This window comes from Microbacterium sp. Soil_N32, from assembly GCF_057655505.1.
In genome coordinates this window covers 192,378-217,577 of record NZ_JBDGME010000016.1, presented here as the reverse complement: position 1 = coordinate 217,577, position 25,200 = coordinate 192,378, and the positions used below count along the sequence as shown (strand labels likewise).

At 71.0% G+C, this 25,200-nt stretch carries 25 protein-coding genes; 10 read left to right on the top strand and 15 right to left on the bottom strand.

From position 1 onward, the window contains the following. The 11 genes from AC3A3J_RS05210 to AC3A3J_RS05160 form a co-directional block, all read right to left on the bottom strand. A complete protein-coding gene (locus tag AC3A3J_RS05210; RefSeq protein ID WP_487671258.1) occupies positions 1 to 798 on the bottom strand; it encodes an ATP-binding cassette domain-containing protein in 798 nt (265 codons plus the stop codon). After that, the gene (locus AC3A3J_RS05205) at positions 795 to 1,664 is read right to left on the bottom strand and encodes an ABC transporter ATP-binding protein (RefSeq protein WP_487671257.1); all 870 of its coding nucleotides are present in this window, start codon (positions 1,662 to 1,664) and stop codon (positions 795 to 797) included. The genes AC3A3J_RS05210 and AC3A3J_RS05205 overlap by 4 nt, the downstream gene beginning before the upstream one ends. An 85-nt stretch (positions 1,665 to 1,749) precedes the next feature. Then, positions 1,750 to 3,324, bottom strand: coding sequence for an ABC transporter substrate-binding protein (locus AC3A3J_RS05200; protein WP_487671256.1), 1,575 nt, complete (start codon positions 3,322 to 3,324; stop codon positions 1,750 to 1,752). Positions 3,325 to 3,327: 3 nt separating this feature from the next. Next, a complete protein-coding gene (locus tag AC3A3J_RS05195) occupies positions 3,328 to 4,287 on the bottom strand; it encodes an ABC transporter permease (protein WP_487671255.1) in 960 nt (319 codons plus the stop codon). Beyond that, a complete protein-coding gene (locus AC3A3J_RS05190; protein WP_487671254.1) occupies positions 4,284 to 5,234 on the bottom strand; it encodes an ABC transporter permease in 951 nt (316 codons plus the stop codon). The genes AC3A3J_RS05195 and AC3A3J_RS05190 overlap by 4 nt, the downstream gene beginning before the upstream one ends. A 217-nt stretch (positions 5,235 to 5,451) precedes the next feature. Next, the gene (solA, locus tag AC3A3J_RS05185) at positions 5,452 to 6,579 is read right to left on the bottom strand and encodes an N-methyl-L-tryptophan oxidase (RefSeq protein ID WP_487671253.1); all 1,128 of its coding nucleotides are present in this window, start codon (positions 6,577 to 6,579) and stop codon (positions 5,452 to 5,454) included. Positions 6,580 to 6,860: 281 nt separating this feature from the next. Beyond that, positions 6,861 to 8,171 carry an MFS transporter gene (locus AC3A3J_RS05180; protein ID WP_487671252.1) on the bottom strand — a complete coding sequence of 437 codons (1,311 nt, stop codon included), beginning with the start codon at positions 8,169 to 8,171 and terminating at the stop codon, positions 6,861 to 6,863. A 55-nt stretch (positions 8,172 to 8,226) separates the two neighbouring features. After that, entirely contained in the window at positions 8,227 to 9,147 is a 921-nt protein-coding gene (locus tag AC3A3J_RS05175) for an amidohydrolase family protein (protein WP_487671251.1), read from the bottom strand. Further along, the gene (locus AC3A3J_RS05170; RefSeq protein WP_487671250.1) at positions 9,140 to 10,435 is read right to left on the bottom strand and encodes an MFS transporter; all 1,296 of its coding nucleotides are present in this window, start codon (positions 10,433 to 10,435) and stop codon (positions 9,140 to 9,142) included. Before AC3A3J_RS05170 ends, AC3A3J_RS05175 begins: the two co-directional genes overlap by 8 nt. Positions 10,436 to 10,478: 43 nt before the next feature. Next, positions 10,479 to 11,459 carry an amidohydrolase family protein gene (locus AC3A3J_RS05165; protein WP_487671249.1) on the bottom strand — a complete coding sequence of 327 codons (981 nt, stop codon included), beginning with the start codon at positions 11,457 to 11,459 and terminating at the stop codon, positions 10,479 to 10,481. Then, positions 11,456 to 12,754, bottom strand: coding sequence for a homoserine dehydrogenase (locus AC3A3J_RS05160; RefSeq protein WP_487671248.1), 1,299 nt, complete (start codon positions 12,752 to 12,754; stop codon positions 11,456 to 11,458). Before AC3A3J_RS05160 ends, AC3A3J_RS05165 begins: the two co-directional genes overlap by 4 nt. 169 nt (positions 12,755 to 12,923) lie before the next feature. On the opposite strand from AC3A3J_RS05160, the gene otnK reads away from it, so the two are divergent. Genes otnK through AC3A3J_RS05145 form a run of 3 tightly spaced genes read left to right on the top strand, consistent with a single transcriptional unit; the run spans position 12,924 to position 15,627 of the window. Next, positions 12,924 to 14,171, top strand: a complete 1,248-nt coding sequence (gene otnK / locus AC3A3J_RS05155; protein WP_487671247.1) for a 3-oxo-tetronate kinase — start codon at positions 12,924 to 12,926, stop codon at positions 14,169 to 14,171. After that, complete coding sequence (locus AC3A3J_RS05150; RefSeq protein ID WP_487671246.1) at positions 14,155 to 14,811, top strand: class II aldolase/adducin family protein; 657 nt, start codon at positions 14,155 to 14,157, stop codon at positions 14,809 to 14,811. The genes otnK and AC3A3J_RS05150 overlap by 17 nt, the downstream gene beginning before the upstream one ends. A gap of 12 nt (positions 14,812 to 14,823) precedes the next feature. Then, positions 14,824 to 15,627, top strand: a complete 804-nt coding sequence (locus AC3A3J_RS05145; protein WP_487671245.1) for a DeoR/GlpR family DNA-binding transcription regulator — start codon at positions 14,824 to 14,826, stop codon at positions 15,625 to 15,627. A 40-nt stretch (positions 15,628 to 15,667) separates the two neighbouring features. Here the strand turns inward: AC3A3J_RS05145 and AC3A3J_RS05140 are convergent, their stop codons facing one another. After that, complete coding sequence (locus AC3A3J_RS05140; protein WP_487671244.1) at positions 15,668 to 16,366, bottom strand: gamma-glutamyl-gamma-aminobutyrate hydrolase family protein; 699 nt, start codon at positions 16,364 to 16,366, stop codon at positions 15,668 to 15,670. A 111-nt stretch (positions 16,367 to 16,477) separates the two neighbouring features. On the opposite strand from AC3A3J_RS05140, the gene AC3A3J_RS05135 reads away from it, so the two are divergent. Next, positions 16,478 to 16,759 (top strand): LysR family transcriptional regulator, encoded by a 282-nt coding sequence (locus tag AC3A3J_RS05135; RefSeq protein ID WP_487671243.1) that lies wholly within the window; start codon positions 16,478 to 16,480, stop codon positions 16,757 to 16,759. A 101-nt stretch (positions 16,760 to 16,860) separates the two neighbouring features. After that, the gene (locus AC3A3J_RS05130) at positions 16,861 to 17,370 is read left to right on the top strand and encodes a DUF805 domain-containing protein (RefSeq protein WP_487671242.1); all 510 of its coding nucleotides are present in this window, start codon (positions 16,861 to 16,863) and stop codon (positions 17,368 to 17,370) included. 33 nt (positions 17,371 to 17,403) lie between these two features. Here AC3A3J_RS05130 and AC3A3J_RS05125 read toward each other — a convergent pair whose 3' ends face one another. Next, positions 17,404 to 17,700: a hypothetical protein gene (locus AC3A3J_RS05125; RefSeq protein WP_487671241.1), complete on the bottom strand. Its 297-nt coding sequence runs from the start codon at positions 17,698 to 17,700 to the stop codon at positions 17,404 to 17,406. A gap of 184 nt (positions 17,701 to 17,884) precedes the next feature. Here AC3A3J_RS05125 and AC3A3J_RS05120 point away from each other — a divergent pair, with 184 nt between their 5' ends. From AC3A3J_RS05120 to AC3A3J_RS05110, 3 genes are all read left to right on the top strand, one after another. Then, positions 17,885 to 18,253: a hypothetical protein gene (locus tag AC3A3J_RS05120; protein WP_487671240.1), complete on the top strand. Its 369-nt coding sequence runs from the start codon at positions 17,885 to 17,887 to the stop codon at positions 18,251 to 18,253. 239 nt (positions 18,254 to 18,492) lie between these two features. Further along, a complete protein-coding gene (locus tag AC3A3J_RS05115) occupies positions 18,493 to 19,200 on the top strand; it encodes a hypothetical protein (RefSeq protein ID WP_487671239.1) in 708 nt (235 codons plus the stop codon). 191 nt (positions 19,201 to 19,391) lie between these two features. Further along, complete coding sequence (locus tag AC3A3J_RS05110; RefSeq protein ID WP_487671238.1) at positions 19,392 to 20,138, top strand: GntR family transcriptional regulator; 747 nt, start codon at positions 19,392 to 19,394, stop codon at positions 20,136 to 20,138. 62 nt (positions 20,139 to 20,200) lie between these two features. On the opposite strand, the gene AC3A3J_RS05105 is transcribed toward AC3A3J_RS05110, so the two are convergent. Then, positions 20,201 to 21,061 (bottom strand): hypothetical protein, encoded by an 861-nt coding sequence (locus AC3A3J_RS05105; protein WP_487671237.1) that lies wholly within the window; start codon positions 21,059 to 21,061, stop codon positions 20,201 to 20,203. Continuing rightward, on the bottom strand, positions 21,054 to 23,288 hold the full coding sequence (locus AC3A3J_RS05100) for a DUF7927 domain-containing protein (RefSeq protein WP_487671236.1): 2,235 nt from the start codon (positions 23,286 to 23,288) through the stop codon (positions 21,054 to 21,056). The genes AC3A3J_RS05105 and AC3A3J_RS05100 overlap by 8 nt, the downstream gene beginning before the upstream one ends. A 241-nt stretch (positions 23,289 to 23,529) precedes the next feature. Here AC3A3J_RS05100 and AC3A3J_RS05095 point away from each other — a divergent pair, with 241 nt between their 5' ends. Both AC3A3J_RS05095 and AC3A3J_RS05090 read left to right on the top strand, forming a co-directional pair. Further along, positions 23,530 to 24,951 carry an APC family permease gene (locus AC3A3J_RS05095; protein ID WP_487671235.1) on the top strand — a complete coding sequence of 474 codons (1,422 nt, stop codon included), beginning with the start codon at positions 23,530 to 23,532 and terminating at the stop codon, positions 24,949 to 24,951. Further along, entirely contained in the window at positions 24,938 to 25,162 is a 225-nt protein-coding gene (locus AC3A3J_RS05090; protein ID WP_487671234.1) for a multidrug transporter, read from the top strand. The genes AC3A3J_RS05095 and AC3A3J_RS05090 overlap by 14 nt, the downstream gene beginning before the upstream one ends. The last annotated feature ends 38 nt before the right edge of the window (positions 25,163 to 25,200 follow it).

Below are 25,200 nucleotides of genomic sequence, written 5' to 3'. Positions count from 1 at the left end.
TCAACTCCGGTACAGCACCGGCATCGAGTCGAGGAGCTTCTGCGTGTAGGGGTGCTGCGGCGCGTTCATGACCTGCTCGCCGGTGCCCTCCTCGACCACGCGCCCCTGGTGCATCACGGCCACCCGGTGGGCGACATGGTGCACGACCGAGAGGTTGTGGGTGATGAAGAGGTACGTCACCCCGGTGTCCTTCTGCAGCTGCACGAGCAGATTCAGCACCTGGGCCTGCACCGAGACGTCGAGCGCCGACGTGGGCTCGTCGAGCACCACGAACTCCGGTTCCGCGGCCATGGCGCGGGCGATCGCGATGCGCTGACGCTGACCGCCCGAGAACTCGTGCGGGTAGCGGTCGGCGGCGTCCATCGGCAGCCCGACCCGGTCGAGCGAGTCGGCGATGCGGCGCCGTCGCTCCTTCGGCGCGATGCCCGCGGCCACGAGCGGTTCAGCGATCGAGCGGGCGACCGTGAAGCGGGGGTCGAGCGAGTCGTTCGGGTCCTGGAACACCATCTGCACCCGACGGCGGTGCCGGCGCAGAGCGCTGCCCCGCAGACCGGTCACGTCGACGCCGTCGAACTCGATGGCCCCCGCGGTCGGGGTGCGCATGAGCAGGATGGCGCGGGCGAGCGTGCTCTTGCCCGACCCCGATTCGCCGACGAGGCCCAGCGTCTCGCCGCGGGGCACCGTGAGGCTCACGTCGTCGAGGGCGGTCATGGCGTTGTCGCCGTGCCCGAACCGCTGGGTGACGTTCTTCACGCGCAGCACATCGGCCGGCAGCACGGCAGGGGCGGGGGCGGTCATGAGGCCTCCTCGAGCTCGGCCGGCGCCTCGGCGAAGTCGTTGATCGCGGGGATGACGGCCAGCGGCGAGCGCACCGGCACCGACGGACGCGGGATGCTCTCGAGCAGCGCCCGGGTGTACGGATGCCGGGGGTCGTCGAGCACGCGCCTGGCCGACCCAGACTCGACCACGCGTCCGCGGTACATCACGGCGACGCGTTCGCAGAGCTGACCGATCACGCCGAGGTCGTGGCTGATGAACAGCACGCCCATGCCGGTCTCGTCGCGGAGGCTGCGGATGAGGTCGAGGATCTGCGCCTGCACGGTGACGTCGAGGGCGGTGGTGGGTTCGTCGGCGACGAGCAGGTCGGGGCCGGCGGCGACGGCGATCGCGATCACGACCCGCTGCCGCTGGCCGCCCGAGAGCTGGTGGGGGTAGTAGTCGAGGCGCTTCTCGGCGTCGGGCATCTGCACGAGCTGCAGGATCTCGAGCGCCCGTGCTCGCGCGCGCTTCTTGTCGGCGGTGCCGTGGATCTGGAGCACCTCGGCGATCTGGGCGCCGATGCGCATGCACGGGTTGAGGGCCGACATCGGCTCCTGGAAGACCATCGAGGCCTTCACTCCGCGCACCCGCGCCCAGTCGCGCTCGGTGGCGTGGTTCATGTCGTCCCCGGCGACCTCGATGCGGTTCGCGGTCACGCGGGCCGAGTCGGGCAGCAGCCCCATCATGGCGAGCGCGATGCTGGACTTGCCGCTGCCGGATTCGCCGATGACGCCGACGATCTCGCCCTTGCGCACGCGCAGCGAGACGCCGGAGACCGAGGGCGGGGCGGTGCCGTAGGCGATGCTGAGGTCGTCGACGCGCAGGGCGTCGGTGGCGTCGGTCATGCGCTTCTCGCTTCTGTTCGGTGAGGAAGGAGGGAGGGAGGGGTGGCCCCGGCGCCTCCGGGTGCGGAGGCGCCGGGACGGGGTGTCACTGCGTCAGCCAGGCGTGGTCGAGCGCCGAGCGGGCGTAGAACGCGTCGTTCTCGTAGTCGTGCAGCTTGTTGCTGTCCCAGACCTCGAAGTACACCGGCACCGCGGCGGGCACGAACTCGAGCGCCTTGTCGGCGGCCTCCTCGGCGAGCTGAGCGATCAGGTCGGTGTACTCCTCGGGCGAGGTGGCCGACTTCGCCTGCTGCAGCAGCTCACGCGCCTTGTCGGCGTCGGGGTTGCCGTCCCAGTGGTTGTAGACACCGCCCTCGAGCAGCACGGGCTCGAGGTAGAACGCCGCCGACGCGCGCGGGCTGCCGGGGATGGCGACGAGGTCGGTCCACGACTCGCCGGTCGTGAAGATCGGCGAGATCTCGGCGAGCGGGGTCGCCTTGAGGTTGAGCGTGATGCCCGCCTCGGCCAGCTGCTGCTGCATCATCTCGTAGACCGGGTGGTGCGCCGCCGCGACATCGCCCATGTAGCTCAGCGTGATCTCGGGGTTCGGCTGACCGGCCTCCTCGAGCAGGCGCTTCGCCTCGTCGACATCGCGCTCGTAATACGGCAGCTTCGCCGCGTCGGTCGCGCCGGGGTCGCCCGCCGGCGGCACGAACGAGATGCCGGCGTTGCCGAGCATGGCCGTGTCGACGAGCGCCTGACGGTCGAGGGCGAGCGAGAACGCGCGGCGCACATCGACGTCGGCCAGCGGACCCGACTCGGGGTTGATGTACACGGCGAGGTTCTGGCGGAACGCCGCGTCACCGAGCGTGAAGCCCGACGACGCCGCCTGCTGCGCGAGGCTGCCGTCGATGAACGACGCCGCCTGCACGCTGCCCTGCTGCACGGCGGCGAGGAGGGTGTTCTCGTCGGGGTACAGCTCGAAGACGATCGTGTCGATGTAGGGCTCATCGCCCCAGTAGTTCGGGTTCTTCTCCATCGTCACCGAGACGCCCTGGTTCCACTCGGTCACCTGGTAGGCGCCGGTGCCGACGCTGGTGGTCTGACGCTCCTCCTCGGTCGCGTTGCCGTAGGCCTCCTCGCTGACGATGAGGAACGTCTGCCGGGCCGAGACGGCGTCGAGGAACGTGCCGTCCGGCGCGCTGAAGTGGAAGGTCACTTCGTGGTCGCCCGTCGCTTCGACGCTCTCCATGAGGCTCAGGTAGGTGGCGTTGGTGCCGCCGTCCTTGCGGGTCTGGAACGAGTACACGACGTCGCCGGCGTCGAAGGGCGTGCCGTCGGCGAAGGTCACGTCGTCGCGCAGCTGGAACACCCAGGTGGTGTCGTCGGTCTGCTCCCACTCGGTGGCGAGGGCGGGTTCGATGGTGCCGTCGTCGTCGCGCGTGAGGAGGGTGTCGTAGGCCATCGAGTAGATGACCTCGGCGGCGATGGTCGATGCCACCATCGGGTCGACGCCGCCGGCGGAGGGCTCGGCGGGAACGCCCCACGTGAGGGTGCCGCCGGCGACCGGGTCTCCGGCGTCCTCTCCGCCGGTCCCCGTGCCTCCGCCGGACGTGCATCCGGCGATGGCGAGCGTCGCGGCGGCGAGTGCCGCGACCCCTGCCCAGTGTCGTCTGTTCATGGCCTACTCCGTTCGGGTGTGCTGCGTGGATGTGGTGGTGCGGTCGGGGGAAGCGGGTGCGGCCGTCGCGGCGCGCCGCGGGCGGCGACCGAGCGAGAAGGCGGGCTCGCGGCGCGGGGCGAGGTAGTCCTGCATGCCGTCGGCGAGGAGGTTCCAGGCCGCCGAGAGCAGGATGATGACCAGCGACGGCAGGATGATGAGCAGCGGCTGCAGCTGCATGAAGCGGGTGAACTCGCTGATCATGCGGCCGGCGGAGGGCTCGGGGGCCTGCACGCCCTGTCCGAGGTAGCTGAGGGCCGCCTCGATGAGCACCACCTGCGAGGCGACGGAGGCGAACTGCACGAACAGCGGCGTGAGCACGTTGGGCAGCAGGTGCTCCACGATCACGCGCGCCGGTCGCACGCCGCTGAGCGTGGCGGCGAGCACGAAGTCGCGCTCGCGCAGAGCGATCACGGGCGCCCGCATGACGCGGGCGAAGCCGGGGGCGAACACCAGGCCGAGGGCGAGGATGAGCGGCCACGGCCCGTTGCCGATCACGACCCCCACGACCAGGGCGACGAGGATCGCCGGCAGGGCGAGGATCGCGTCGACGATGCGCATGATCACCGAGTCGACCCATCCGCCCACGTAGCCGGCGATGAGGCCGAAGAAGGTTCCGATCACGGCCCCGAGCAGCGCGGCGGCTCCCGAGATGACGAGACTGGTGCGGGCCGCCAAGGCCAGGCGGGTGAACGTGTCGCGACCCAGGTTGTCTGTACCGAGCGGGTGGTCGAGGCTGGGCGCGGCGAGGGCGGGACCCGAGGCGACGAACGGGTCGTGCAGCGGCGACAGGGTCATCCATCCCGCGACGGCGAGGAGCACGACGAGGATGCCGGCGCCGCTCCAGAACGCCGGGCCGAACCGGCGGCGACGGGGGCGACTGCCCGCGACCTTCGCGAGGGCGAGTTCTCTGGTGACGGTCATCGTGTGTGCACCCTCACTCGGGGATCGATCAGCGGATAGAGCAGGTCGACGACGAAGTTGATCACGACGTAGACGAGACCGATGAGCAGCACCGTCGCCTGGATGATCGGGTAGTCCGACGAGCGGATGCCCGTGAGCAGCAGCGACCCCATGCCGGGGAGCGAGAACACCGCCTCGATCACGACGGTGCCTCCCACCAGCGCCGCGAGCTCGATGCCGATGACCGTGGTCACGGGGATGAGCGCGTTGCGCAGGGCGTGTCGACCGACGAGCCGCGCGGGCGATGCCCCCTTCGCCCTGGCCGTGCGCACGAAGTCCTGGCCGAGCGTGTCGAGCAGGGTGCCCCGCGTGTAGCGGGCGACGATCGCCGCGAGCACGATGCCGATGAGCAGCGCGGGCAGGATGAGCACGCCGATCGCGCGCAGCGGGTCGTTCGCGGCACCCGAGTAGCCGACGAGCGGCAGCCGCAGCGTGAGCGAGTTGACGAGGATCAGCACCGTGCCGAGCACGAACGGCGGCGTGGCCAGCAGCACGAACGAGAAGCCGCGCACGAGGTGGTCGGGCACGCGCCGCCACCGCGTCGCGGCGAGCACGCCGGCCGGGATGCCGATGACCGTGCCGAACACCGTCGCCATGATCGCGAGCGTGAGGCTGAGCGGCAGGCGCGTGGCGATGAGCGCCGACACCTCGCCGGGCAGCGTGATCGCCCGCCCGAAGTCGCCTTGCACGACGCCGAGCAGCCAGCCGAGGTACTGGGTGATCCACGGCTGGTCGAGGCCGAGTTCGGCGCGCAGCGCCTCCAGCTTCGCCGGGTCGGGGTTGGCGGGATCGACGAAGGCGGCGAGCGGGTCGCCGGGGATGATCCGCACCATCGAGAAGACGAGGACCGAGAGGATGAAGAGCACGAACAGCGACGACAGGATGCGCTGCAGGATGTAGCGGGTCACGATCGCGTCACCCCCCGCAGCGCATCGCGGTCGGCCGCGGGCGTGCGGGGTCCGTGGACGGAGGGTGTCGTCGATGACATGGCGGTCACGCTACTGAGCGCACGACGCGGGTCGTATGGCGCGGCATCCCAGGGGAACGGTCGCATGGTGGGCGAATCCTCCATAGCAGGGTCGAGGAGCGGGCGCGCGGCGGTCGGGTGTCCGCCGCGCACCGGGGTCAGACGGCCATCGCGTCGGCGGCGGCGAACTCCGTGAGGTCGTCGGTCGAGACGCCGTCGAGTGCGAGCTCGGCGAGCACGCGCCCCAGCGCCGGGGTGAACTTGAAGCCGTGCCCGGCGGCGAGGCCGACGATGATGTCGGGATGCTGCGGCAGCGCGCTGAGCACGAAGCGGCGGTCCTTCGTGAGCGCGTACTGGCAGGTGACCGTGCGCAGCTCGGGGCCCGCGCCCGGAATCACGTCGTGGAGGAACCCCGCGAGCTGGTCGACGAGTTCGGGCGACGGCACGAAGGACCGCTCCGCGGGCGTCATGCGGTTCTCCGACACGTCGCGCGCGGCCTTGATCGACGGCTCGCCGAACGTGGGGAAGCCGTAGTAGCACTCGTCGTCCTCCCAGATCCACACCGGGAACACGGAGCGGTCGTACTGCTCGGGCTCGGCGGGGCGGAAGTAGGTGACCTGCTCCTGCATGATGTCGAGCGGGATCGTGGCGCCCAGCGGGTCGAGGAGCGTGTTGGTCCAGGCGTCCGTCGCGAGGATCACCTTGCCGGCGCGGATGTCGCCGTGCGCGGTGCGGACGATCACGCCGTCGCCGTCGGGGATCACGGCCTCGACGGGGGTGCGGTCGCGGATGTCGGCCCCGTGCACCCGCGACCGCATCTGCAGGGTCGCGACCGTGCGGGAGGCGTGCGCGATGCCGGTGTCGGCGGTGTAGACGGTCTCGACGTTCTCGGGCACGCGCAGCTGCGGCCAGCGGGCGGTGACCTCGGCGGGCGTCAGCAGCTCGTGCGCGACACCGCACTCGGTGAGGGCCTCGGTGAAGTCGGATGCCGAGTACGGGCCGTCGACGGGGAGCATGATGACGCCGCCGGTGATCGTGAGCAGCCGCTCGCCCGACTCGGCCTCGAGGTCGGCCCAGTCTCGGTAGGCCGACTGGGCGAGGCGCACGTAGGCGCTCGATCCGTACGAGGTCCTCACGATGCGGGAGGTGTCGTGCGAGGCGCCCCGCACGTGGCCGAGCTCGAACTGCTCGAGCGCCACCACCTTCGCTCCGCGACGGGCCAGGTGGTAGGTGGCGGCGCTGCCGAGCGCTCCCATCCCGACGACTGCGACCTCGAACGACTCCATGATGCTCCGTCTCTCACGCGTCCGGCTCGGGCGGCCGGGCTGTTGTCGTTCAGTGTGGAGTGCAGCCGTGCGCGCCCACTATGGGGCGATCGTCCACGTTGTCGCGCAGGGAATGTGCCCCGCATACGGGCCGACGCTCCCGTGTGACGGCCACCCTCCCCGCCATGTTTCCCCCGCGTTTCGCGGTGCCGTGCGCCCCCGTCGCGGGGTACGACGAAACCCCCGCAGACGGGGGTCTGCGGGGGTTCACCCGGTCTCGGCCCGGAGGCGTGTAGGGGGGACTACTTCGAGACCAGCTCCGTCGGCAGGTCCTCGGGCGTCGCGACGGCACGGTGCTGCCGCACGGTCATGGTGAGGATCGCCCCGACGATCATGATGCCGCCGGTGATGTAGAGCGCCACGGTCGCGACGCCGGTCGTGTCCTTCACGAAGCCGATGAGGTACGGCGCCGCGAACCCGGCGAGGTTGCCGGTCGAGTTGATCAGCGCGATTCCCCCGGCGAGCGCGGTGCCCGCGAGCATCGAGGTCTGGAAGCTCCAGAAGATCGCCGGGATCGACAGGGCGCCCGCGTTCGCGAGGCACAGGCCGATGATGCCCCACACCGGGTCGGTGCCGGCGACGATGCAGATCGCGAAGCCGGATGCGCTGAGCAGGAAGGCGGCGGCGATGAACTTCCGGCGCTCGCCCGCGCGGTCAGACAGGTAGCCGAATGTCACCATCGAGACGATCGCGGCGAGGCTCGGCAGCGCGCTGAGGAACCCGACCTGCACGGCGTCGGTGATGCCGAGGTCGCCGATGAGCGTGGGCAGCCAGAAGCTGATGCCGTAGAGCGCGAAGTTGTACGAGAAGTACACGGCGGTGAGCAGCCAGATGAGCTTGCTCGTGAAGACCTTGCGCAGCGGCGTCTCGGCCTCGTCGACCCGCTCGGCGGCGAGGAGCGTGCCGAGGCGGTCGCGCTCCGGCTCGGTGAGCCAGCCGACCTTGCGGTAGTCCTCCTGCAGGAAGAACAGCACGATGATGCCGAGCAGCACCGTGGGGATGGCCTCGATCACGAACAGCCACTGCCAGCCGGTGTGGCCCCAGACCCCGTCCATGCCGCTGAGGATGAAGCCCGAGACGGGGCCGCCGATCAGGCCGGACGAGGCGAGGGCGATGTAGAAGATGCCCCAGGCGCGTCCGCGGCGGCTGGCCGGGAACCAGTGCGCCATGTAGAAGAGGATGCCCGGGATGAAACCGGCCTCGGCGACGCCCAGCAGGAAGCGCAGCAGGTAGAACATCCACTCGCTGTCGACGATGAACATGAGGCCGGAGATGATGCCCCACGTGATCATGATGCGCGCGATCCACTTGCGCGCGCCGACCTTCGCGAGGATGAGGTTCGAGGGGATCTCGAACAGGAAGTACCCGACGAAGAACAGCCCGGCACCGAGGCCGTAGACCACGTTCGAGAAGCCGAGGTCGGCGCTCATGGTGGCCTGCGCGTAGCCGATGTTCACGCGGTCGAGGTACGAGAGGAAGAAGCCGAGCATTGCGAGCGGGAGCACGCGCAGCATCACCTTCCGGAACAGCTTGTCGTCGTTGACGGTGGTCATGGGGGTCCTTCGTCGGGTCGGGTGGGATCGGAGGGGGGAGGCGGGGGGCGGATGCTCAGCCGAGCGGCTGCGGCGCGTAGACGCGCTGCGCGGTGTCGTGGAACACGGCGCGCTGGGCGGCCTGGTCGAGGACGGCCAGGATCTCGCGGTAGCCGTCGACGAGCGCGGGCAGGCTCACGAACATGCCGTCGACCGGGAAGTTGCTGCCGAACATGACCCGGTCGGCGCCGAAGACGTCGACGAGGTCGAGGATCGGTCCGCGGTTCGCGTCGACGGTCCAGGGCGTTCCGGCGACGCACAGGCCGGATGCCTTGATCACGACGTTCGGTGCGTCGGCCGCGTGCGCCAGCGCCGCGCGCCAGGCCGCGACGGTCTCGGCGTCGCGCGACGCGAGCACACCGGCGTGGTCGATGACGAGAGTCGTGGAGGGGAAGTCGTCGGCGAGCCGGCGGGCCTCGCCGAGGTTCCACCACGGCGTCTGCAGGTCGAAGTGCAGCCCGTGGTCGGCGAGCAGCGCATAGCCCCTGCGCCAGGCCTCGTCGGAGAGGAGCGATCGCACCCCGGCCTCCGCCTCGGCCGGCGAGGTCGCACCGCCGGGCTTGTGCCGCACGCTCTTGACCGCGGGCACGGCCGCGAGGGCCGTCAGCTGCTCTTCCGCGTCGGGAGCATCCAGCCACGCCTGCGCGACCATCGCACCGGGCACGCCGGTCTCCTCGCGATACCGCTCGACGACGGCGACTTCTGCGAGCCCGTCACCGGGCGTCCACTCGGCCTCCATGTAGACCGAGGCGACGATCCCGGTGCCGGCGATGTCGCGCCGGTAGTCGGCCGGGAGGTAGTCGTGCTTGATGGGCTCGTAGTCGCCGTAGCGGTGGGCGACCCGACCCTCGGGGGCGAGCCAGGGGTGTCGGCCGAGCGAGAGGTCCCACACGTGGTGGTGCGCGTCGACGATCGGCCCGTCGTAGAGCTCAGGCATGCGCGGCCGCCGTGCGTACGCCCCGACCCTCGAAGTCGATGGAGAGCGAGCCGATCAGGTAGATCGCCGCGCAGACGGCGAGGTAGATCAGCACGGCCGTGTAGCCGCCGGTGAACTGCACGAGCAGACCCGCGACGATCGGCACGACGATGCCGGCCGACGTGCCGGCGAAGTTCATGACCCCGCCGACGACCCCCACGCGCTCGGGCTTCGCGAGGCGCCCGGGGATGGTCCAGTACAGGCCGCCGAAGAGGTTGAAGAACACGCCGACGCACAGCAGCGTCACGGCCATCCCGGCGTCGCTCACGAAGGGCAGGGCGGCGAGGGCCAGCAGGCTCAGCGCGCCCGAGCCGCCGAACAGCAGCTTGAAGGCGCGGTTCGGCGTCATGCGCTTCTGCAGCGCGTCGGCGAGGATGCCGCTGAGGATCTCGCCGGCCGCTCCGCACAGGAAGATGAGGAACGTCGCGAAGCCCATCGCCGAGAGGTCGAGTCCGCGGGCCTGCGACAGGTACGTCGGACCCCAGGTGACCAGGCCCCAGAACACCATGGCCCAGCCGATGCGGCCGACGACCATCCAGAACACGGTCGCGCGGCTCATGCCCGGGGCCTCGGCCTGCGGGCGCTCCGCCGTGCCGCCCGAGGCGATGAGCGTCTCCTCGGCGCGGTTGACGAGCGGGTGCTCGGACGGGTGGTTGCGGATGAACAGGGCGACGCCGATGCCGATCACGACCGTCGCGAGACCGATGATGACGAACGACCAGCGCCACGAGCCGGTCGCGGTGATGAGACCGGTGACCACCAGGGCGCCGAGCGCCGAGCCCAGAGGCGCACCGGAGTCGATGAGCGTGACGCCGGTCGAGCGGTGCTTGGCGGGCAGCCACCGGGTGACGAGCTTGTTGGCGGAGGGCATGTACGGCGCCTCGAAGGCGCCGAGGCCCAGACGGCTGAGCACCAGCATCACGGCGTTCACGGCGAGACCGGCCAGGGCGGTGAACGAGCCCCAGATCACGGCGGCGACGCCGATGACCCGCCGAGGGCCGAAGCGGTCGGCGGCCGCGCCGCCCGGGATCTGGAAGAGGCAGTAGGTCCAGAAGAACGCCGACAGGATGATGCCCTGCACGGCGGGCTCCAGAAGGAATTCGGCGCTGATCGTGGGCAGGGCGACGGAGAGCGACGCCCGGTCGATGCAGTTGATCGTGTAGAAGACGAAGAGCACCACGATGACCCACCAGCGGATCTTCGTGGGGCGGGCGGTGCGGGCGGCGGTGCCCTGTTCGAGGGTGGTCATCGGTGATCCTCGGGGTCGGAGCGGATGCGGGGTGTGCCGGACGTCAGCGCGGCGGGAGCAGGGAGAGGTCGAGGCCGTACACGCGCGCGGCGGTGCCGTGGAACAGCGCGTCGAGGCCGGTGGTGTCGAGGCCGGCGGCGCCGGTGAGGATCGTGTCCATCACCTCGTCGAAGTCGGGCGCGGTCAGGGTGGCGACCGGGAGGTTCGAGGCGAACAGCGACCGGCCGGCGCCGAAGACGGCGAGGGTCTCGCGCACCACCTGCTCGTTCGACGGGCGGTCCCAGCGGTTGGGGTGGAGGCCGAGCTCCGACACCTTCACCGCGGTGCGGGGCAGGTCGGCGAGGCGTTCCATCCCGGCGCGCCAGACGCGCAGACCCTCGGGGCTGCGATCCATCGGAAGACCGCAGTGGTTGATCACCACGGGCAGGTCGGGGAAGTCGGCGAGCACGTCGGCCGCCTCGGCGAGGTGGTAGTACGGCACGCGCAGGTCCCACGAGAGCCCGTGCGCGGCGAGGGCGGCGAGCCCCTCGACCCACGCGGGGTCGTGCAGGGTGCCGGGTCCGGTCGCCCGCTCCCCCGCATCCGCGGCGATCACGGGCTTCGAGCGGATGCCGCGCACGATCGGTCGCGCCGCGTGGGCGGCGAGCACGGCGTCGCGGTCGGGCTGGAGGAAGCCGACGTGCGCGACGGCGGCGATCGGGAAGCGTCCGGCGGTGGCGTCGCTGAGCTGTTGCAGGAAGTCGTCCTCCGCGACCTGCTCCGCACGGCTGCGCTCGGCCTCGCAGTGCACGGTGCCCAGGATGTTCCAGCCCGCGGTCTCGGCGACGTACTCGCGCGGCAGGAACGTGCGGCGCATGGCGTTGTAGTCCCCGAGGAAGAACTGCTCGTTGTACTCGTCTTGGATCCACGGCCAGTGGCCGTCGCCCTCGAGGTCCCAGAAGTGGTGGTGCGCGTCGACGATGCGCAGGTCGTAGCCGTCGGGCAGACGTGCGTCCTGGATCCGGCGGGCGGTCTCGACGCTCACAGCCGCACACCCTCGACGAAGGCGGCCCGCACGTCGGCGGCGACGCCCTCGAGGTCGGACACGCGGATGAGCTCGCCCGCGGCGACGTCGCGTGCGAGGCGAGCGCCCGAGAGCAGGTAGTACGCGGCGACGAGAGCGTCGTCGTCGCCGGAGTCCGCCTCCGCGCGATCGACGATGACCGGGGCGACGCCGTCGATCTCGTGGTGGTGACCGCGCACCTCGAACGTCGCACCGGCGGTCAGCGCGCGGGCGGCACGGGCCGCGAGCACGGTGTGGTGGCGCGGTTCGGCGAAGGTCGAGGTGCCGTCGACCAGCGCGTCGATCGTGAGCGGGGTCTCGACGCCCATGAAGTGGTAGGGCCAGTAGATGCAGGCGTAGCGGCCGGAGCGCGAGACGATGTGGCCCTTGCCGGCGAGCAGGTCCCACGTCTCGGGGTCGCCGGTGGTGACGATCGCGAACACGCCCCCGGCGAAGCTCGTCTCCCCCGGCAGGCGCAGGGCCGAGAACACATCGACCGCGCGTTCGGTGCCGATGATCCCACCGTCGGCGCGTCGGGCGTAGATGTCGGCGAGCTCGCTCGGGCGGGCGACCGGGTAGTGCATGCGCTCGACGTCGGCGGTGGCGCCCGAGTACAGCGACACGACGGCCATCTCGCACGAATCGGCGGCGGCGGCGCGCTTCAGCGGTGCGACGACGGATGCCCGGGCGGCGAGGGTCGCCGCGATGTCGTCGCCCAGGAAGAGGTGGTCGGCGAGGGCGGCGGCGTCGATCCGTTCGCCCTGCTGCTCGAGAACGCCGGTGGCGGGGTCGAAAACGAGGTCGTACTCGCCCGACTTGCCGAGCGCGACGACCTCGAGCCCGACGCGCTCGACCCAGTCGAGCAGGCGCAGGAGGTTGGCTGGCTGATCGCCGTCGCCGGGGAGGTAGCCCACGCCCTTCGCCCGGGCGGCGCGGGCGAGCGAGACGCCGGCGACGCTCTCGATCTCCTTGCTCACCATGACGACGTGGATGCCGCGCTCGATGGCCTCGGCGGCGTAGCGGTAGCCCGCCTCGACGCGGCCCGACGCCTCGACGAGCACGTCGATCTCGTCCCAGCGCACCTCGTCGTGGCCGGCGACGGGCTCGGCGTCGGGGAGCCCGCCGAGGTCGGCGATCAGCGCGCGGACGCCGTCGACGTCGGGGTCGACGAGCTGCGTCGCGGTCATGCGGTCGATGAAGCGCAGCTGCGAGAGGAACGTGCGGCCGAAACCTCCGCGCGCGCCGGTGAGGGCGATGCGGATGGGAGTGCGGGTCATCGTCGGTGGTCCCCTCTGCACGGGACGTTCCGTGCGTCGTTGCGGTGGCCGACGGAGCGGGTCTGCCGCGGGCCTCGCTCACTGTGTCACACACCATACAGATTTCTCAAATTTGTTCACATCGATTCACACGTGGTCAAATGGGCGGACACATTCCCGAGGAGGACCCGTGATCGAGATCGGCGCAGTCGCCGACGACTTCACCGGCGCGACGGATCTCGCCATCGCGCTGCGTCAGCGTGGATTCCGCGCGGTCGTCTCCATCGAGGACGCTCCCCTCGACCCGGCGGAGCTCGGCGACGCGGATGCCGTCGTCGTCGCTCTCAAGACCCGCACGGCCCCGGTGTCCGACGCGGTGGCCCAGTCGGTGCGCGCGGTGCAGGCGCTCGAGGCGCTGGACTCCCGCCGGTACTACGTCAAGTACTGCTCGACGTTCGACTCCACGCCGCAGGGGAACATCGGCCCGGTCCTCGACGCCGTGCTCGACGAACTCGGCGAGACCCGCACGATCGTCGTCCCCTCCTTCCCCGACAACGGCCGCACGGTCTACCGCGGGCGCCTGTTCGTCGGCGACGACCTGCTCGAGGAATCGCCGATGCGCCAGCATCCGCTCACCCCGATGACGCAGTCCCGCCTGCGCGACCTCCTCGCGCCGCAGACCGCGCGCGACATCCGCGAGGTCGGGGCCGACGCCGTGTGGGCCGGCCCCTCCGCCCTGCGCCGCACCCTCGACGAGAGCCCCGCCGGGTACACGGTCGTCGACGCCCTCACCGACGCCGACCTCGAGACCATCGCGACGGCCGTCTCCGACTGGCGCGTCGTGTCGGGCGGGGCCGGCCTCGCCCTGGGCATGACGGGCCCGCGCCCCGGCACGCTCTCCGAGATCGAGGTCACTCCGGGCCGCCGTCTGATCGTCTGCGGCAGCGCCTCGGCGAAGACCCGCGCCCAGATCGCGCACGCCGCGCAGAGCCTGCCCGCGCGCAAGCTCGACATCGAGGGCATCGCCGCCGATCCGGCGCAGGTCGTCCTCGACGCGCTGGAGTGGGTCGAGACCCTCGACCCGGGCGAAGTCCCGCTCATCTACACCGTGGGCTCGCTCGACGACGTGCGCCGCGGCCCCGACGGCAACACCGTCTCCGGTCGCATCGAAGAGGTCCTCTCGGCCATCGTCGACGGAGCCGTCGACCGGCTCGGCGTCCGGCAGGTCATCGTCGCCGGCGGCGAGACCTCGGGCGCGGTCGTGCAGCGCCTCGGCATCCGCCGCCTGTGGATCGGACCCCGCATCGCACCCGGCGTGTGCTGGAGCGCGGCCGACTCGGCGCACGGCCCCGTCACCATCGCACTCAAGTCGGGCAATTTCGGCGCCGACGACATGTTCACCACCGCCTGGAGGGCGCTCGATGACCACTCCCACTGACGCCCTCATCGCGGCCGGCGCCCGCCTCGCCGCCGCCGGCATCAGCCCCGGCAGCAGCGGCAACGTCAGCATCCGCGTCGACGACGTCGTCTACATGACCGGCACCGGGACCGACCTCGGGCGCCTGACCCCGCACGACATCGCGGTCGTGACCGCGCACGGCGAGGCGCTGCGCGGCGCGACGCCGTCGAAGGAGGTGAGCCTGCACCTCGCGTTCTACGCGAAGAACCCCGAGCACACCGCGGTCGTGCACCTGCACTCTCCGTTCGCCGTCGCGGCGAGCTGCCTCGAACCGTGGTCGGCGCAGAGCGCCATTCCTCCCCTCACCCCCTACTTCGTCATGCGGGTGGGGCAGACGCCCCTCGTCCCGTTCCGCGTGCCCGGCGACCCCGACCTGGCCGTGCAGGTGCTCGCCATCGATCACCCGTTCCACGCCGTGCTGCTGGCCAACCACGGGCAGATCGTGTCGGCGTCCGGGGCGGATGCCGCCGTCGAGGCGGCCATCGAGCTCGAAGAGGCCTGCCGCATCGCGCTCCTCACCGACGGCCGACCGCGCCGTCTCCTCCCTCCCGCCGACGTGCGCACCCTCGCCGACCGGTGGGGCACGCCCTGGACCGAGGACTCCGCACTCGTTCGCTAGGCTGACCACGACATGACCCCCGCCGACGATGCCGCCCCTACGCCGCTCATCCCCGAGCAGCGGCGCGAGCTGATCGTCAAGCACCTCCGCCGCGAGGGCGTGCTGAGCTACCGCCAGCTCACCGGGCTGCTCGGCGTGAGCCACATGACCATCCGGCGCGACATCGCCACGCTCGAGGAAGCCGGCCGGGTGCTCGCCACGCCGGGCGGCGCCAAGATCGCCTCCCGCCTCGTCGCCGAGCCCTCGCGGTTCGAGAAGGCGCGGCAGGACGTCGCCGAGAAGGACGGGATGGCGCGTCACGCCGCGTCCCTCGTGACCGAGTCGATGACGATCTACCTCGACGCGGGCACCACGATCCAGGCGATGCGGCCGCACCTCGAGCGTGTCAACGACCTCACCGTGGTGACGAACGACCTCGCCATCATCGCGGCGTTCCTCGACCACCCCTCCGCCGACCTCATCGCGATCGGCGGGCGGGTCGAGAAGGCCAACCAGTCGACGACGGGACGGCTCGCGGCTCTCACCCTGCACGAGCTGTCGATCGACATCGCCTTCCTCTCCTCCTCGTCGTGGGACCTGCGGCGCGGCGTCACCACGCCCACCGAGTCGAAGATCGCGCCGAAGATCGCGGCGCTCGAGAGCGCGAGCGAGTCGGTGCTCGTCGCGGGCAGCTCGAAGTACGGCACCTTCGGGCGCTACCGCGTGCTCGACCTCGACGACCTCGACATGGTCATCACGGATGCCGGTCTCAGCGACGCCACGGCGGCGGGCATCGAGGAACGCGGGGTCTCGGTGGTCCGCACTCCCGGGTCCTGACCGCCGGCCCGGCGGCGGGCCATCCGTCGAGCGATCCCCCTCAGCCGACGAGTTCGCGCTCGTGCACCGCGCGCAGCAGGCCGGCGAGCTGGGTCGGGGCCGTCGACGGATGCTCCGGATGCCACTGCACCCCGAGCAACGGCAGCTGCTCGTGCGCGATCGCCTCGACGACGCCGTCGTCAGCGCGGGCCAGCACCCGCAGACCGGCGCCGAGCTCGTCGACCGCCTGATGATGCGTGCACAGCGCGGGCGGCACGAGCCCCGGCGCGACGGCGTCGAGGTCGAGCGACGTCGCCACGTACGGGTCGCCCGCCGCGGCACGATGCCCGTCGACGTGCTGCCGCAGCGTGCCCCCGAGCGCCACGTTCAGCAGCTGATGCCCCCGGCACACCCCGAGCAGCGGGCGACCGGCGCGCACCGCATCCATGACCACGGCGATCTGCATCCGGTCGGCGCGGCGTTCGTAGCCCGTTCGACGGGGTCGCCGGTCGTCCTGCCCGTACAGCCCCGGCTCGATGTCGTCGCCGCCGAGGATCACGACCACGTCGGCCTCGGACGAGGCCCGGCGCAGGTCGCCCTCGGGGTCCTCGGCCGCGGCGTGCAGCGAGGCCGACCATCCGAGTCCCTCGACGGCGGCGACCGCCGAGGCGTTGAGCGTGTCGAGGAGCGCCTGGTACCCCACCGCCGACGGACGACGGGTGCGCACGTGGAAGAGCGCGACGTGGGGGCGGAGCACCATGAGGGCACGATACGCACGGCGTATTTCCACGTCGTTACGGCGCTCTCTCCGGGCCGACAGCCGCAACGCTCGCGTAACGGCGGCGAAACACCCGGCTCGTACCGTGGCGGCATGGAGCTTCGTCAACTGCGTTACTTCCTGGCCGTCGCGGAAGAGCTCCACTTCGGCCGGGCCGCTCGCCGCCTGCATATGTCGCAGCCGCCGCTGAGCGTGCAGGTCGGACGCCTCGAGCAAGAGATCGGCACGCGCCTCTTCGAGCGCAGCACGCGCCGCGTCTCGCTCACCCCCGCCGGCCGGCACCTGCAGCTGCGCGCGCGGCGCATCCTCGACGAGGTCGAGTCGGTGCGCCTCGACATGCACGACTACGCCCTCGACCGGGCATCCGTCGACTGACCCGTCTCCTCCCCCGCCACCGTTCTGGCACGCGCGACACGACCGCCGCCGTGCGCGAGACTGAGGGGGCGGATGCGTCCGCGACGACATCCGAGGAGACCATGCCCACTGCAACCGCTCCCCTGCTCGCCCCGCTGCACCGCGCCTCGTTCGGGCAGGCGGTGTCGCGCTTCTTCCGCACGTACGCGACGTTCCGGGGTCGCGCCTCGAAGAGCGAGTTCTGGTGGGTCGCCCTGTTCCTCTTCCTCGTCACGCTCGTCCCGAACGTGATGGTGACGGCGGGCCTGGCGAGCGGGCTGGCGTTCTCCTTCGCCCACCAGTCGCCGGTCTCAGTCGGCTCGGGTCACGTCGTCGGATACACGCAGCCGCCACTCCTCGCTGACCCCACCGCCGCCGCGCTCCTCCCGACCGGTCTGGCGATCGGCGGCGTCCTCTTCGCGGTGCTGGTCGTGCCGACGCTCGCTCTGATCTGGCGACGGCTGCACGATGCCGGTCTCGCCGGCCCCTGGTTCTTCACGGCTCTGCTGCCCGCGGTGGGTCCGCTGTTCCTCGCGGTCCTCATGCTGCAGCCCACGAAGCGCGAAGCGCGACGGTTCGACGTCCACGCCTGACCGGCCCGCGTCACCGCGCCGACGGTCGCGGAGTCACTGCGCGGCCGCCTCGCTCGTCTCTCGTCCGGCGACGCCGTCGTCGTCCTGCGGCGGCGGGGCGAAGGCCGTCAGCCCCGGGAAGCGACGGCCACCGGGCGGGTCGAGGTGGCTCTCGCCGCGTCGGCCGAGCATCACCGCCGACGCGAACCCGTGCACCGACGCCGCGAGCATGAGCAGCGCGACGACCGCTCCGGTCGCTCCTCCACGCTCGGTGGTCGCGGCGACACCCGCCCCCACCAGCAGGAAGACCACTCCCTGCAGCGCCGACACTCCTCTCTCACCCTTGATCACCGCACACCTCCTCGACTCGAGAATCCCCGTGCTGAGGCGCGAACGGGCCTCGTCTTCTCTGACGGACGGACGGCGCGGATCCGTCGGCTCCGCGACGAATCTCACCCTCGCGCGCGAGATTCCGCCCTCCCGCACGTCTCCTCTGCGGGCACGCTGCGATGGGCGCGGCGCGGGAGGGCGGACCATGGACGAGACCAGGCGTATGCGGGCGCACGAGGCGCTGCTCCGACCGACATCGGTCGCCGCCACGCGTTTCACGCTTGCGGTCGGGGCCGACGTCGCCGCGGCGACGGTGGAGCGCATCGCTCTCGACGGCGGCGGCACCGACCTGCAGGCCGATGAGGAGCGTCGACGGCTGCGTTTCCGCATGCCGCAGACGATCTGGCACTGGGAGCGCGAGGTGGGTGTGACGATCGTGGCGATGCGGCGGGGGTGCGAGATCGAGATCTCGCTCGACGTCGTTCCCGGCACCCCGGTCGACACCGCCGACGCGGAGAAGAACGCCGCCGCGCTCGCTCAGCTGCAACGGCAGATCGAACTCGCGATCGTGTGAACCGGCGAGAGCGTCAGATTCTCGCCCCCTCCGCGTCAATAGATATGGATGCCGAGTCTCGGTCTCGAGCATCCGCGCCCCGATCCGGGAATATCGGGGCCACCTGGTGGGCGGCATGGGGGTGTCGCCCACCTCCGGTGGTCGACATCGTCGTCTGCAGATGTCGACCACCGTTCCCCGGTTGGACAGCCCGTCGCGCCTCCCGACGGGGCTCTTGGCATGCCAATATGCTCGGGCGCATGACGACAACCGCCACCGTGCAACAGCAACTGTCCACCCCGGAGGGCTTCGCCCAGGCCGTGAACGCCCGAGGGAAGGCCTTCAGCATCGGCGTCACGAGCCTCGTGCTCGGTGTGGCGGGCCTGGTCATCAACCTGCTGCAGATCGGTTCGGCCACCGAGTGGCGCTGGTGGCTCATCTTCCGCCTGTTCTTCCAGGCCGACGCCCTGGAGTTCTCGAGCGGCCGCGGTCAGGCCTGGCACTACGTCTACGTGTACGCGCCCATCGTCCTCGTGCCCCTCGGCATCATCCTGCTCATCGTGCACCTGACCACGCGCAAGAAGGCCGGAGCCGCCCTGTACGACGACTTCCGCTCGCGCGGGTGGGTGGGCAAGCAGCGCTACACCGGGCTGAAGGTCAAGAACGGCAATGCCGAGGTCGACACCGTGCTCATCTCGCACCCGAGCATGCCCGACGAGACCTTCGACGCGATCGCGCTGCAGTTCCAGACCTCGATCTCGGCGCTCGACAAGAAGGCGGCGAAGGCGTTCGGGGCGGCCGCCGTGAAGGCGGGGGTCCTCACGGGCGCGAGCGGCGCCGCCGTCTCGCAGGGCCTGCCGCCCGAGATCACTGTCGCCCCGGCGCAGGGCAAGAACGAGCACGCCGTCGTCATCCCGCCCGTTCCCGGCACCACCGGCAAGTACCGCGTGCTCGCCATCAAGGGCTGATTCCGGCCTGCGTCGAAGAATCCCGCGAACGAGCGTCAGATATCGGATGCTCGCTCGTCATCTCTCTTGAGGGGGAGTCGGTTCCCTCATCAGCGCGTCGGTTCCAGGGGGAACTCGGCGCGCGAAGGGGGCGGAGTGTGGTGCGCCGCCCCCTTCTCCCCTCTCGAGTCGATTGGTGATCCATGACGTTGATGTTCGATGAAGTCCGAGTCCGCCCGCGCGGAGCGCGCCGTCCGGGAGATCGCGACCAGGACGACCTCGCCCCCGCCGACCCCCGCCCCGGAGTGGCATCGGTTCCCCGCCAAGAGATCTTCGACGGGTCCGAGTTCCGCCGCGTGCGACGGTTCCTCGGCGACGACGCGTTCACCGAGCTCGGCACCGCCATCGCCTCGGGGGCGATCGCCGACGGCGAGCTGCTGCGCGACCGCGAGCTGGCCGAGCAGATGGGCATCTCCCGCACTCCGGTTCGCGAGGCCATCCTGCAGCTGCAGCAGATCGGTCTCGTCGAGGTGCTCCCCTCCCGGCGCACGCGCGTCACACCGTTGACCCGCCAGAACGCCGAGGACTGCCGTCGATGGGCCGGCTACTGCGGAGGCATCGCCGCGCGCCAGGCGGTGCCGCGCCTCTCAGCGGCCGATTCCGACACCGCGATCGAGCGGGTCGATGCGCTGCTCGAGGCTCTGGGCGACCCGGCCGCCGCCGCGACGCGGGCGCTGGATCTGCTGCTCTTCTTCTCGGCCCGTGCGGGAAGCCCCATCTTGTTCGCCGAGATCACCGAGCGCCAGTACTCCCTGCTTCGCGCCCTGCGACGCCTCACCTACTCGTCCGCCGAGATCGAGGCCGCGCGCGCAGGCAGCCGCGCAGTGGCCGAGGCGCTCTCCACGCACGACGGGGTCGCCGCCGAAACCGCGGTCCGCTCCATCTTCGGCATCGTCTGACACCACCTGCACACGACGAGGGCCCCGGGTTCCCCCGGGGCCCTCGTCATTCTCGAGCAGTCTCAGCCTGCCGGCCGCGCCTCCGCCGTATCGGTAGAACCCACCGCCGGATCGGCCGCCGGGCCAGCCCGGCCCGCGGGCACATCAGCCGAACCCCCGTCTTGCGGCGCATCAGCCGGACCCACCGCCAGATCGGCCGGAGCCGCCGCCGGGCCATCCGAACCCGCCGCCTGATCGGCCGGACCCACCGCCGGGCCATCCGAACCCGCATCGGGCGCCGGGGCAGCCGGGCCCGCGTCCGCCGAGCCGCGCCGACGCCGCGTCAGCACGACCACCGCGACGATGCCCACGACCAGAGCCGCCCCCACCCCGCCGATCATCGCGTACGGGGGCACCGACGCCGTGGCGACCGTCTGTTCATCGTCGACGCCGGCGATGATGTCGGCCGACGCCGAGCGCACGAGCGGCGAGGTCTCGTCGCCGACGTACAGGCTGATGAGTGCCGTTGCACGAGCCGCGTCGGCCGGGATCTCACCGACCGACGCGGTCGCCTCGAGTGTCGTCGTCTCGCCCGCGGCCAAGGCGAGCGACCAGGTGGCGTCGCCCTCGCCGAGGGTGCCGTCCTGCTCCACGGTCTCGAGGGTGACATAGGCGGGCGGCTCGAGCACCACTCGCGCACCGAACGCCTCCCCCTTGTTCGTCACGACCGCGGTGTACGTGATCGCGTCGCCCGTTGCGACCTCCCGCGCATCGCTCACCAGGGTGATGGCGACATCGGGAGCGGCGGCGGGCGGTGCGTCGGCGCGTGCCGCGTTCCCGTCGAAGGCGACGAATGCCGCGAGGAGCAGCACCGCGAGCGCCGCGGCGAGCCGTCGTGGCGTCGTGCGCCAGGACTCGGAGCTGCAGGGTCGAGGGTCAGACATCGTGGTGCACTCCTCCGTGTCGGGGGCGTCGTGCGAGCAGAAGCACGAGGCCAGCGAGAACTGCGAGACCGGCCGCGCCGAGCACCCCGCCCAGGAGACCGGCCGGTAGCCCGGTGGTGGCGAGCCACGAGCTCCCCGGCGCCACGACGGAGGTCGTGACCGAGCACTGCGCCGCGCATCCGCCGCCCGGACCGGGCAGAACCGCGTTCTCGAGTCGACGATCACCGGTCAGGTTGTCGTCGACCGTGACGCTGTAGGTGATGGTGATCGACTCGTCGACTGCGAGGGGGCCCGACCACACGAGCACGGGCTCGTCGTAGGTCGCGCCGTTCGTCGCATCACCGTTGTAGGTGCCGTCGTCGAGCACGTCCGACAGGTCGTCGGCGAACACCGCGGGGTTCTCGGCGGTGTACGCGACCGCCCCCTCGTTCCGCACGGTGATCGCGTACGTCACCGTCGAACCGGGGCCGGTCGTCGCGACATCCACGGCCTTCGCCACCGAGAAGCCGCCGACGGGGGTCTCGGTCACGCAGGCGCCGTCCTCGGCGCACGCACCATCGGCACCGGGATCGACAGCGTTGACGAGAGCGAGATCGCCGTCGAGGGTGTCGTTGACGGTGACCGAGTACGTCAGCGCCACGCTCTCCCCCGCCGCGAGGGCCAGCGACCACGACAGCACCGGTGCCGCATACGTGGCACCGTTCGAGGCGTCGCCGTTGTACGAGGCATCGTCGAGCACCCCGCTGAGGTCGTCGGTGACCGTGGCCGGAGTATCCGGCGTGAAGGCCGCGGCGCCGGTGTTCGTCACCGTCACCGTGTAGACCACCACGTCGCCGCGCTCGGCGCTCGTCGTGGAAGTCGCCTTGTCGACGCGGAACGCGCGCAGCAGGTCGGTGGTCGAGCAGTCGTCGTCGGGGGCGCACTCGCCGCCGGGACCGATGGGGACGACGACGTTCGTGAAAACACCATCGCCGGTTCCTGCGGCGAGTGCTGTCACCGAGTACGTGATCTCGATGGACGAACCGCTGGGGACGGCGCCCGACCACGACAGGGTGCTTCCGGAGACGGTGGCCCCCGCCGATGCGTCGTTGTTGTACTCCGCATCGTCGAGAACCGCCGACAGGTCATCGGTGAAGGTGGCGGGCGAGTCCTCGGTGTAGTCGACCGCGCCCGTGTTGGTGAGGGTGACCGTGTAGGTCACGACGTCTCCCTCGCCGACCGACCCACCGGCCGACGAGGTCTTCGAGACCATGTAGGCCTGCAGCTCGTCGGTGGTGGAGCAGGAGAGGATGCACGCGCCGCCGTCGCCCGGCACGACCGCGTTGGTCAGCACGCCGTCGCCGTCGCCCACGGCTCCCACCGTCACCGAGTAGGTGAGGGTGACCGATGCGCCGACGGCGAGCGGACCCTGCCAGCTCAACGTCGTTCCGTCGATGGTGGCGCCGGCCGTCGCGTCGCCGTTGTACGTCGCGTCGTCGAGCACCTCGGACAGGTCGTCGGTGAACGATGCCGGATCACTCTGGGTGAAGGCGACATCCCCGTCGTTCGTGACGGTGACCGAGTAGGTCAGCACGTCGCCCTCGTGAACGACACCGGCGCCGTCGGACGTCTTGGTGACGAGGAACCGTCCGATCGGGGTGTCGGTGACGCACCCGCCTTCGGGGTCGCACTCGCCGCCCGGCGACGATGCGACGACCACGTTCCCGAGATTCGCGTCACCGGCGCCGCTGCCGGCGTCGTCGACCGTGACCGAGTAGGTGATCACGATCGTCTCGCCCACCGCGAGCGCCCCCTGCCAGGCGAGGGTCGTGCCCGTCACCGTGGCGCCGTTGGTCGCGTCGTCGTTGTACGTCGCGTCGTCGAGCACGTTGGCGAGGTTGTCCTCGAACGAGGCCGGGGCGTCGTCGGTGTAGGCGACCGCTCCGGTGTTGCGCACCGTCACCGTATAGGTGACGACGTCGCCGGGCAGGGCGCTCGTCGCCGATGCGGTCTTCGCCACGGTGAACGAACCCGCGGGAATGTTGACGACACAGGCGGGGTCGGTCGAGCCGTCGTCGCAGGTGCCGCCGTTGTCGGTGACGACCGCGTTGTCGATGCGCCGGTCGCCGGTGATCGGGTCGTCGACCGTCACGGAGTACGTGACCGTCACCGTCTCGCCGACGGCGAGGGCACCGGTCCAGCTCAGTTGCGGCGCCGTGTAGACCGCTCTTGAGCCGACACGATACACCTGCGAGGCGACATGCGGAGCGGGTACGCCGCGATACAGGGCGGAACTGTGGATAAGTGAGGACGAATTGCTTCGTCCGGTACGCGGTGACCTGAGAACGGTCGCCAACAATAAGACGGGTGACGTCTGCGAATCGGTCGGAGACGCCCCGGTCGGGACGGCGCGCCGAACCAGCTGCGAGCGGCGGGCCGCGGTGTCAACCCCATCGAGGCGAGCGGCTCAGCGTCCTATGTTGCGGAAAATGACCACCGAAGCTCCTCTAGCGGAGAACCCCACCCGTCTTCGCAAGGCCGTGACCGGCCCGCTCCTGTTCGCGTTCATCCTCGGCGACGTGCTCGGCGCCGGCATCTACGCGCTCATGGGCGTGCTGTCCGAAGAGGTCGGGGGGATGCTGTGGGCGCCCCTCGTCGTGGCCCTTCTCCTCGCGCTCCTCACCGCCGGCTCGTACGCCGAGCTGGTGACGAAGTACCCCCGGGCGGGCGGCGCGGCCGTCTTCGCCGAGCGCGCGTTCCGCAGTCCGCTCGTCTCGTTCCTCGTCGGGTTCTGCATGCTCGCCGCCGGCGTCGTCAGCGCCGCCGGTCTGTCGATCGCGTTCGCCGGCGACTACCTCTCGACGTTCATCGACCTCCCCACGACGCCGGTCGCCATCGCGTTCCTCGCGATCGTGGCGCTGCTGAACGCCCGCGGCATCCGCGAGTCGCTCGGCGCCAACCTGGTCATGACTGCGATCGAGCTGAGCGGTCTCGTGATCGTGATCGTCGTCGTCGCCTTCTTCGTGGGCGGCGGAGGCGGCGACTTCTCACGCGTCGTCGAAACTCCGGAGGGCACGCCGGTCGCCCTCGCCGTGCTCGCCGGAGCCGTCATCGCCTACTACTCGTTCGTCGGCTTCGAGACCTCGGCCAACATGATCGAAGAGGTCAAGGACCCGCGCCGCACCTACCCCCGTGCCCTGTTCGCCTCGCTCGTGACCGCCGGCGTCGTGTACGTGCTGGTCGGTGTCGCCAGCTCGGTCGCGCTCCCGGCGTCGGAGCTGCAGGAGTCGTCCGGCCCGCTGCTCGCCGTCGTCGAGGCGACCGGCGCGAGCATCCCGTCGTGGCTCTTCAGCCTCATCGCCCTGATCGCGGTCGCCAACGGCGCGCTGCTGACGATGATCATGGTCAGCCGCCTGACCTACGGAATGGCCGAGCAGAAGCTGCTGCCCGTCGTGCTGTCCCGCGTGCTGCCGAAGCGCAAGACGCCGTGGGTCGCGATCCTCGTGACGACCCTCGTCGCGATGGGTCTCACCCTCGTCGGCGACCTCGCGCTCCTCGCCAGCACCGTCGTGCTGCTGCTCCTCGTCGTCTTCCTGAGCGCCAACGTGTCGGTGCTCGTGCTGCGTCGTGACAAGGTCGAGCACGATCACTTCCGCGTGTGGACCTTCGTGCCCGTGCTCGGCATCCTCTCGTGCATCCTGCTCTTCACCCAGCAGCCCGCCGAGGTGTGGCTGTTCGGCGCGATCCTGCTCGCGGTCGGCGCCGTGCTGTTCCTGATCACGCGTCTCGCGCGTCGGCGCTCGACCGACTCATCCGTCTCGTCTGCGACGCCCACGTCCTCGACCACCACGACCACCCCCCGTTCCACCGCCCGCCCCGACACCCAGGAGGACCCCGATGAGACCCGATGAGACCCGCGACGCCGAGTCGTTCGAAGAGAACCCGTCGTTCGAAGAGAACCGTCACGACCAGCTCACCTCGGCGCCGGACGCGACCGAGGAGGACGCGGCGCCCCGCATCGACGTGAGCGAGCACGACGGCAACACCCGCGTCGACATCCGCGACGACGCCGAGGTGCGTCCGGGGCCCGGACCGGGGATGCCTGACGCCGACGGCGAGTGACCGCGACGGCGTGACAGACGAGGAGGGCCCCTGCCGAT

What these genes read in the sequence shown, in the direction of transcription:
- AC3A3J_RS05110 (WP_487671238.1), top strand. Translation starts at nt 19,392, where the DNA reads ATGTTCGATGAAGTCCGAGTCCGCCCGCGCGGAGCGCGCCGTCCGGGA.
- AC3A3J_RS05210 (WP_487671258.1), bottom strand. Translation starts at nt 798, where the DNA reads ATGACCGCCCCCGCCCCTGCCGTGCTGCCGGCCGATGTGCTGCGCGTG.
- AC3A3J_RS05195 (WP_487671255.1), bottom strand. Translation starts at nt 4,287, where the DNA reads ATGACCGTCACCAGAGAACTCGCCCTCGCGAAGGTCGCGGGCAGTCGC.
- solA (WP_487671253.1), bottom strand. Translation starts at nt 6,579, where the DNA reads ATGGAGTCGTTCGAGGTCGCAGTCGTCGGGATGGGAGCGCTCGGCAGC.
- AC3A3J_RS05115 (WP_487671239.1), top strand. Translation starts at nt 18,493, where the DNA reads ATGACGACAACCGCCACCGTGCAACAGCAACTGTCCACCCCGGAGGGC.
- AC3A3J_RS05105 (WP_487671237.1), bottom strand. Translation starts at nt 21,061, where the DNA reads ATGTCTGACCCTCGACCCTGCAGCTCCGAGTCCTGGCGCACGACGCCA.
- AC3A3J_RS05205 (WP_487671257.1), bottom strand. Translation starts at nt 1,664, where the DNA reads ATGACCGACGCCACCGACGCCCTGCGCGTCGACGACCTCAGCATCGCC.
- AC3A3J_RS05200 (WP_487671256.1), bottom strand. Translation starts at nt 3,324, where the DNA reads ATGAACAGACGACACTGGGCAGGGGTCGCGGCACTCGCCGCCGCGACG.
- AC3A3J_RS05135 (WP_487671243.1), top strand. Translation starts at nt 16,478, where the DNA reads ATGGAGCTTCGTCAACTGCGTTACTTCCTGGCCGTCGCGGAAGAGCTC.
- AC3A3J_RS05145 (WP_487671245.1), top strand. Translation starts at nt 14,824, where the DNA reads ATGACCCCCGCCGACGATGCCGCCCCTACGCCGCTCATCCCCGAGCAG.
- AC3A3J_RS05090 (WP_487671234.1), top strand. Translation starts at nt 24,938, where the DNA reads ATGAGACCCGATGAGACCCGCGACGCCGAGTCGTTCGAAGAGAACCCG.
- AC3A3J_RS05120 (WP_487671240.1), top strand. Translation starts at nt 17,885, where the DNA reads ATGGACGAGACCAGGCGTATGCGGGCGCACGAGGCGCTGCTCCGACCG.
- AC3A3J_RS05150 (WP_487671246.1), top strand. Translation starts at nt 14,155, where the DNA reads ATGACCACTCCCACTGACGCCCTCATCGCGGCCGGCGCCCGCCTCGCC.
- AC3A3J_RS05160 (WP_487671248.1), bottom strand. Translation starts at nt 12,754, where the DNA reads ATGACCCGCACTCCCATCCGCATCGCCCTCACCGGCGCGCGCGGAGGT.
- AC3A3J_RS05130 (WP_487671242.1), top strand. Translation starts at nt 16,861, where the DNA reads ATGCCCACTGCAACCGCTCCCCTGCTCGCCCCGCTGCACCGCGCCTCG.
- AC3A3J_RS05180 (WP_487671252.1), bottom strand. Translation starts at nt 8,171, where the DNA reads ATGACCACCGTCAACGACGACAAGCTGTTCCGGAAGGTGATGCTGCGC.
- AC3A3J_RS05175 (WP_487671251.1), bottom strand. Translation starts at nt 9,147, where the DNA reads ATGCCTGAGCTCTACGACGGGCCGATCGTCGACGCGCACCACCACGTG.
- AC3A3J_RS05095 (WP_487671235.1), top strand. Translation starts at nt 23,530, where the DNA reads ATGACCACCGAAGCTCCTCTAGCGGAGAACCCCACCCGTCTTCGCAAG.
- AC3A3J_RS05140 (WP_487671244.1), bottom strand. Translation starts at nt 16,366, where the DNA reads ATGGTGCTCCGCCCCCACGTCGCGCTCTTCCACGTGCGCACCCGTCGT.
- AC3A3J_RS05170 (WP_487671250.1), bottom strand. Translation starts at nt 10,435, where the DNA reads ATGACCACCCTCGAACAGGGCACCGCCGCCCGCACCGCCCGCCCCACG.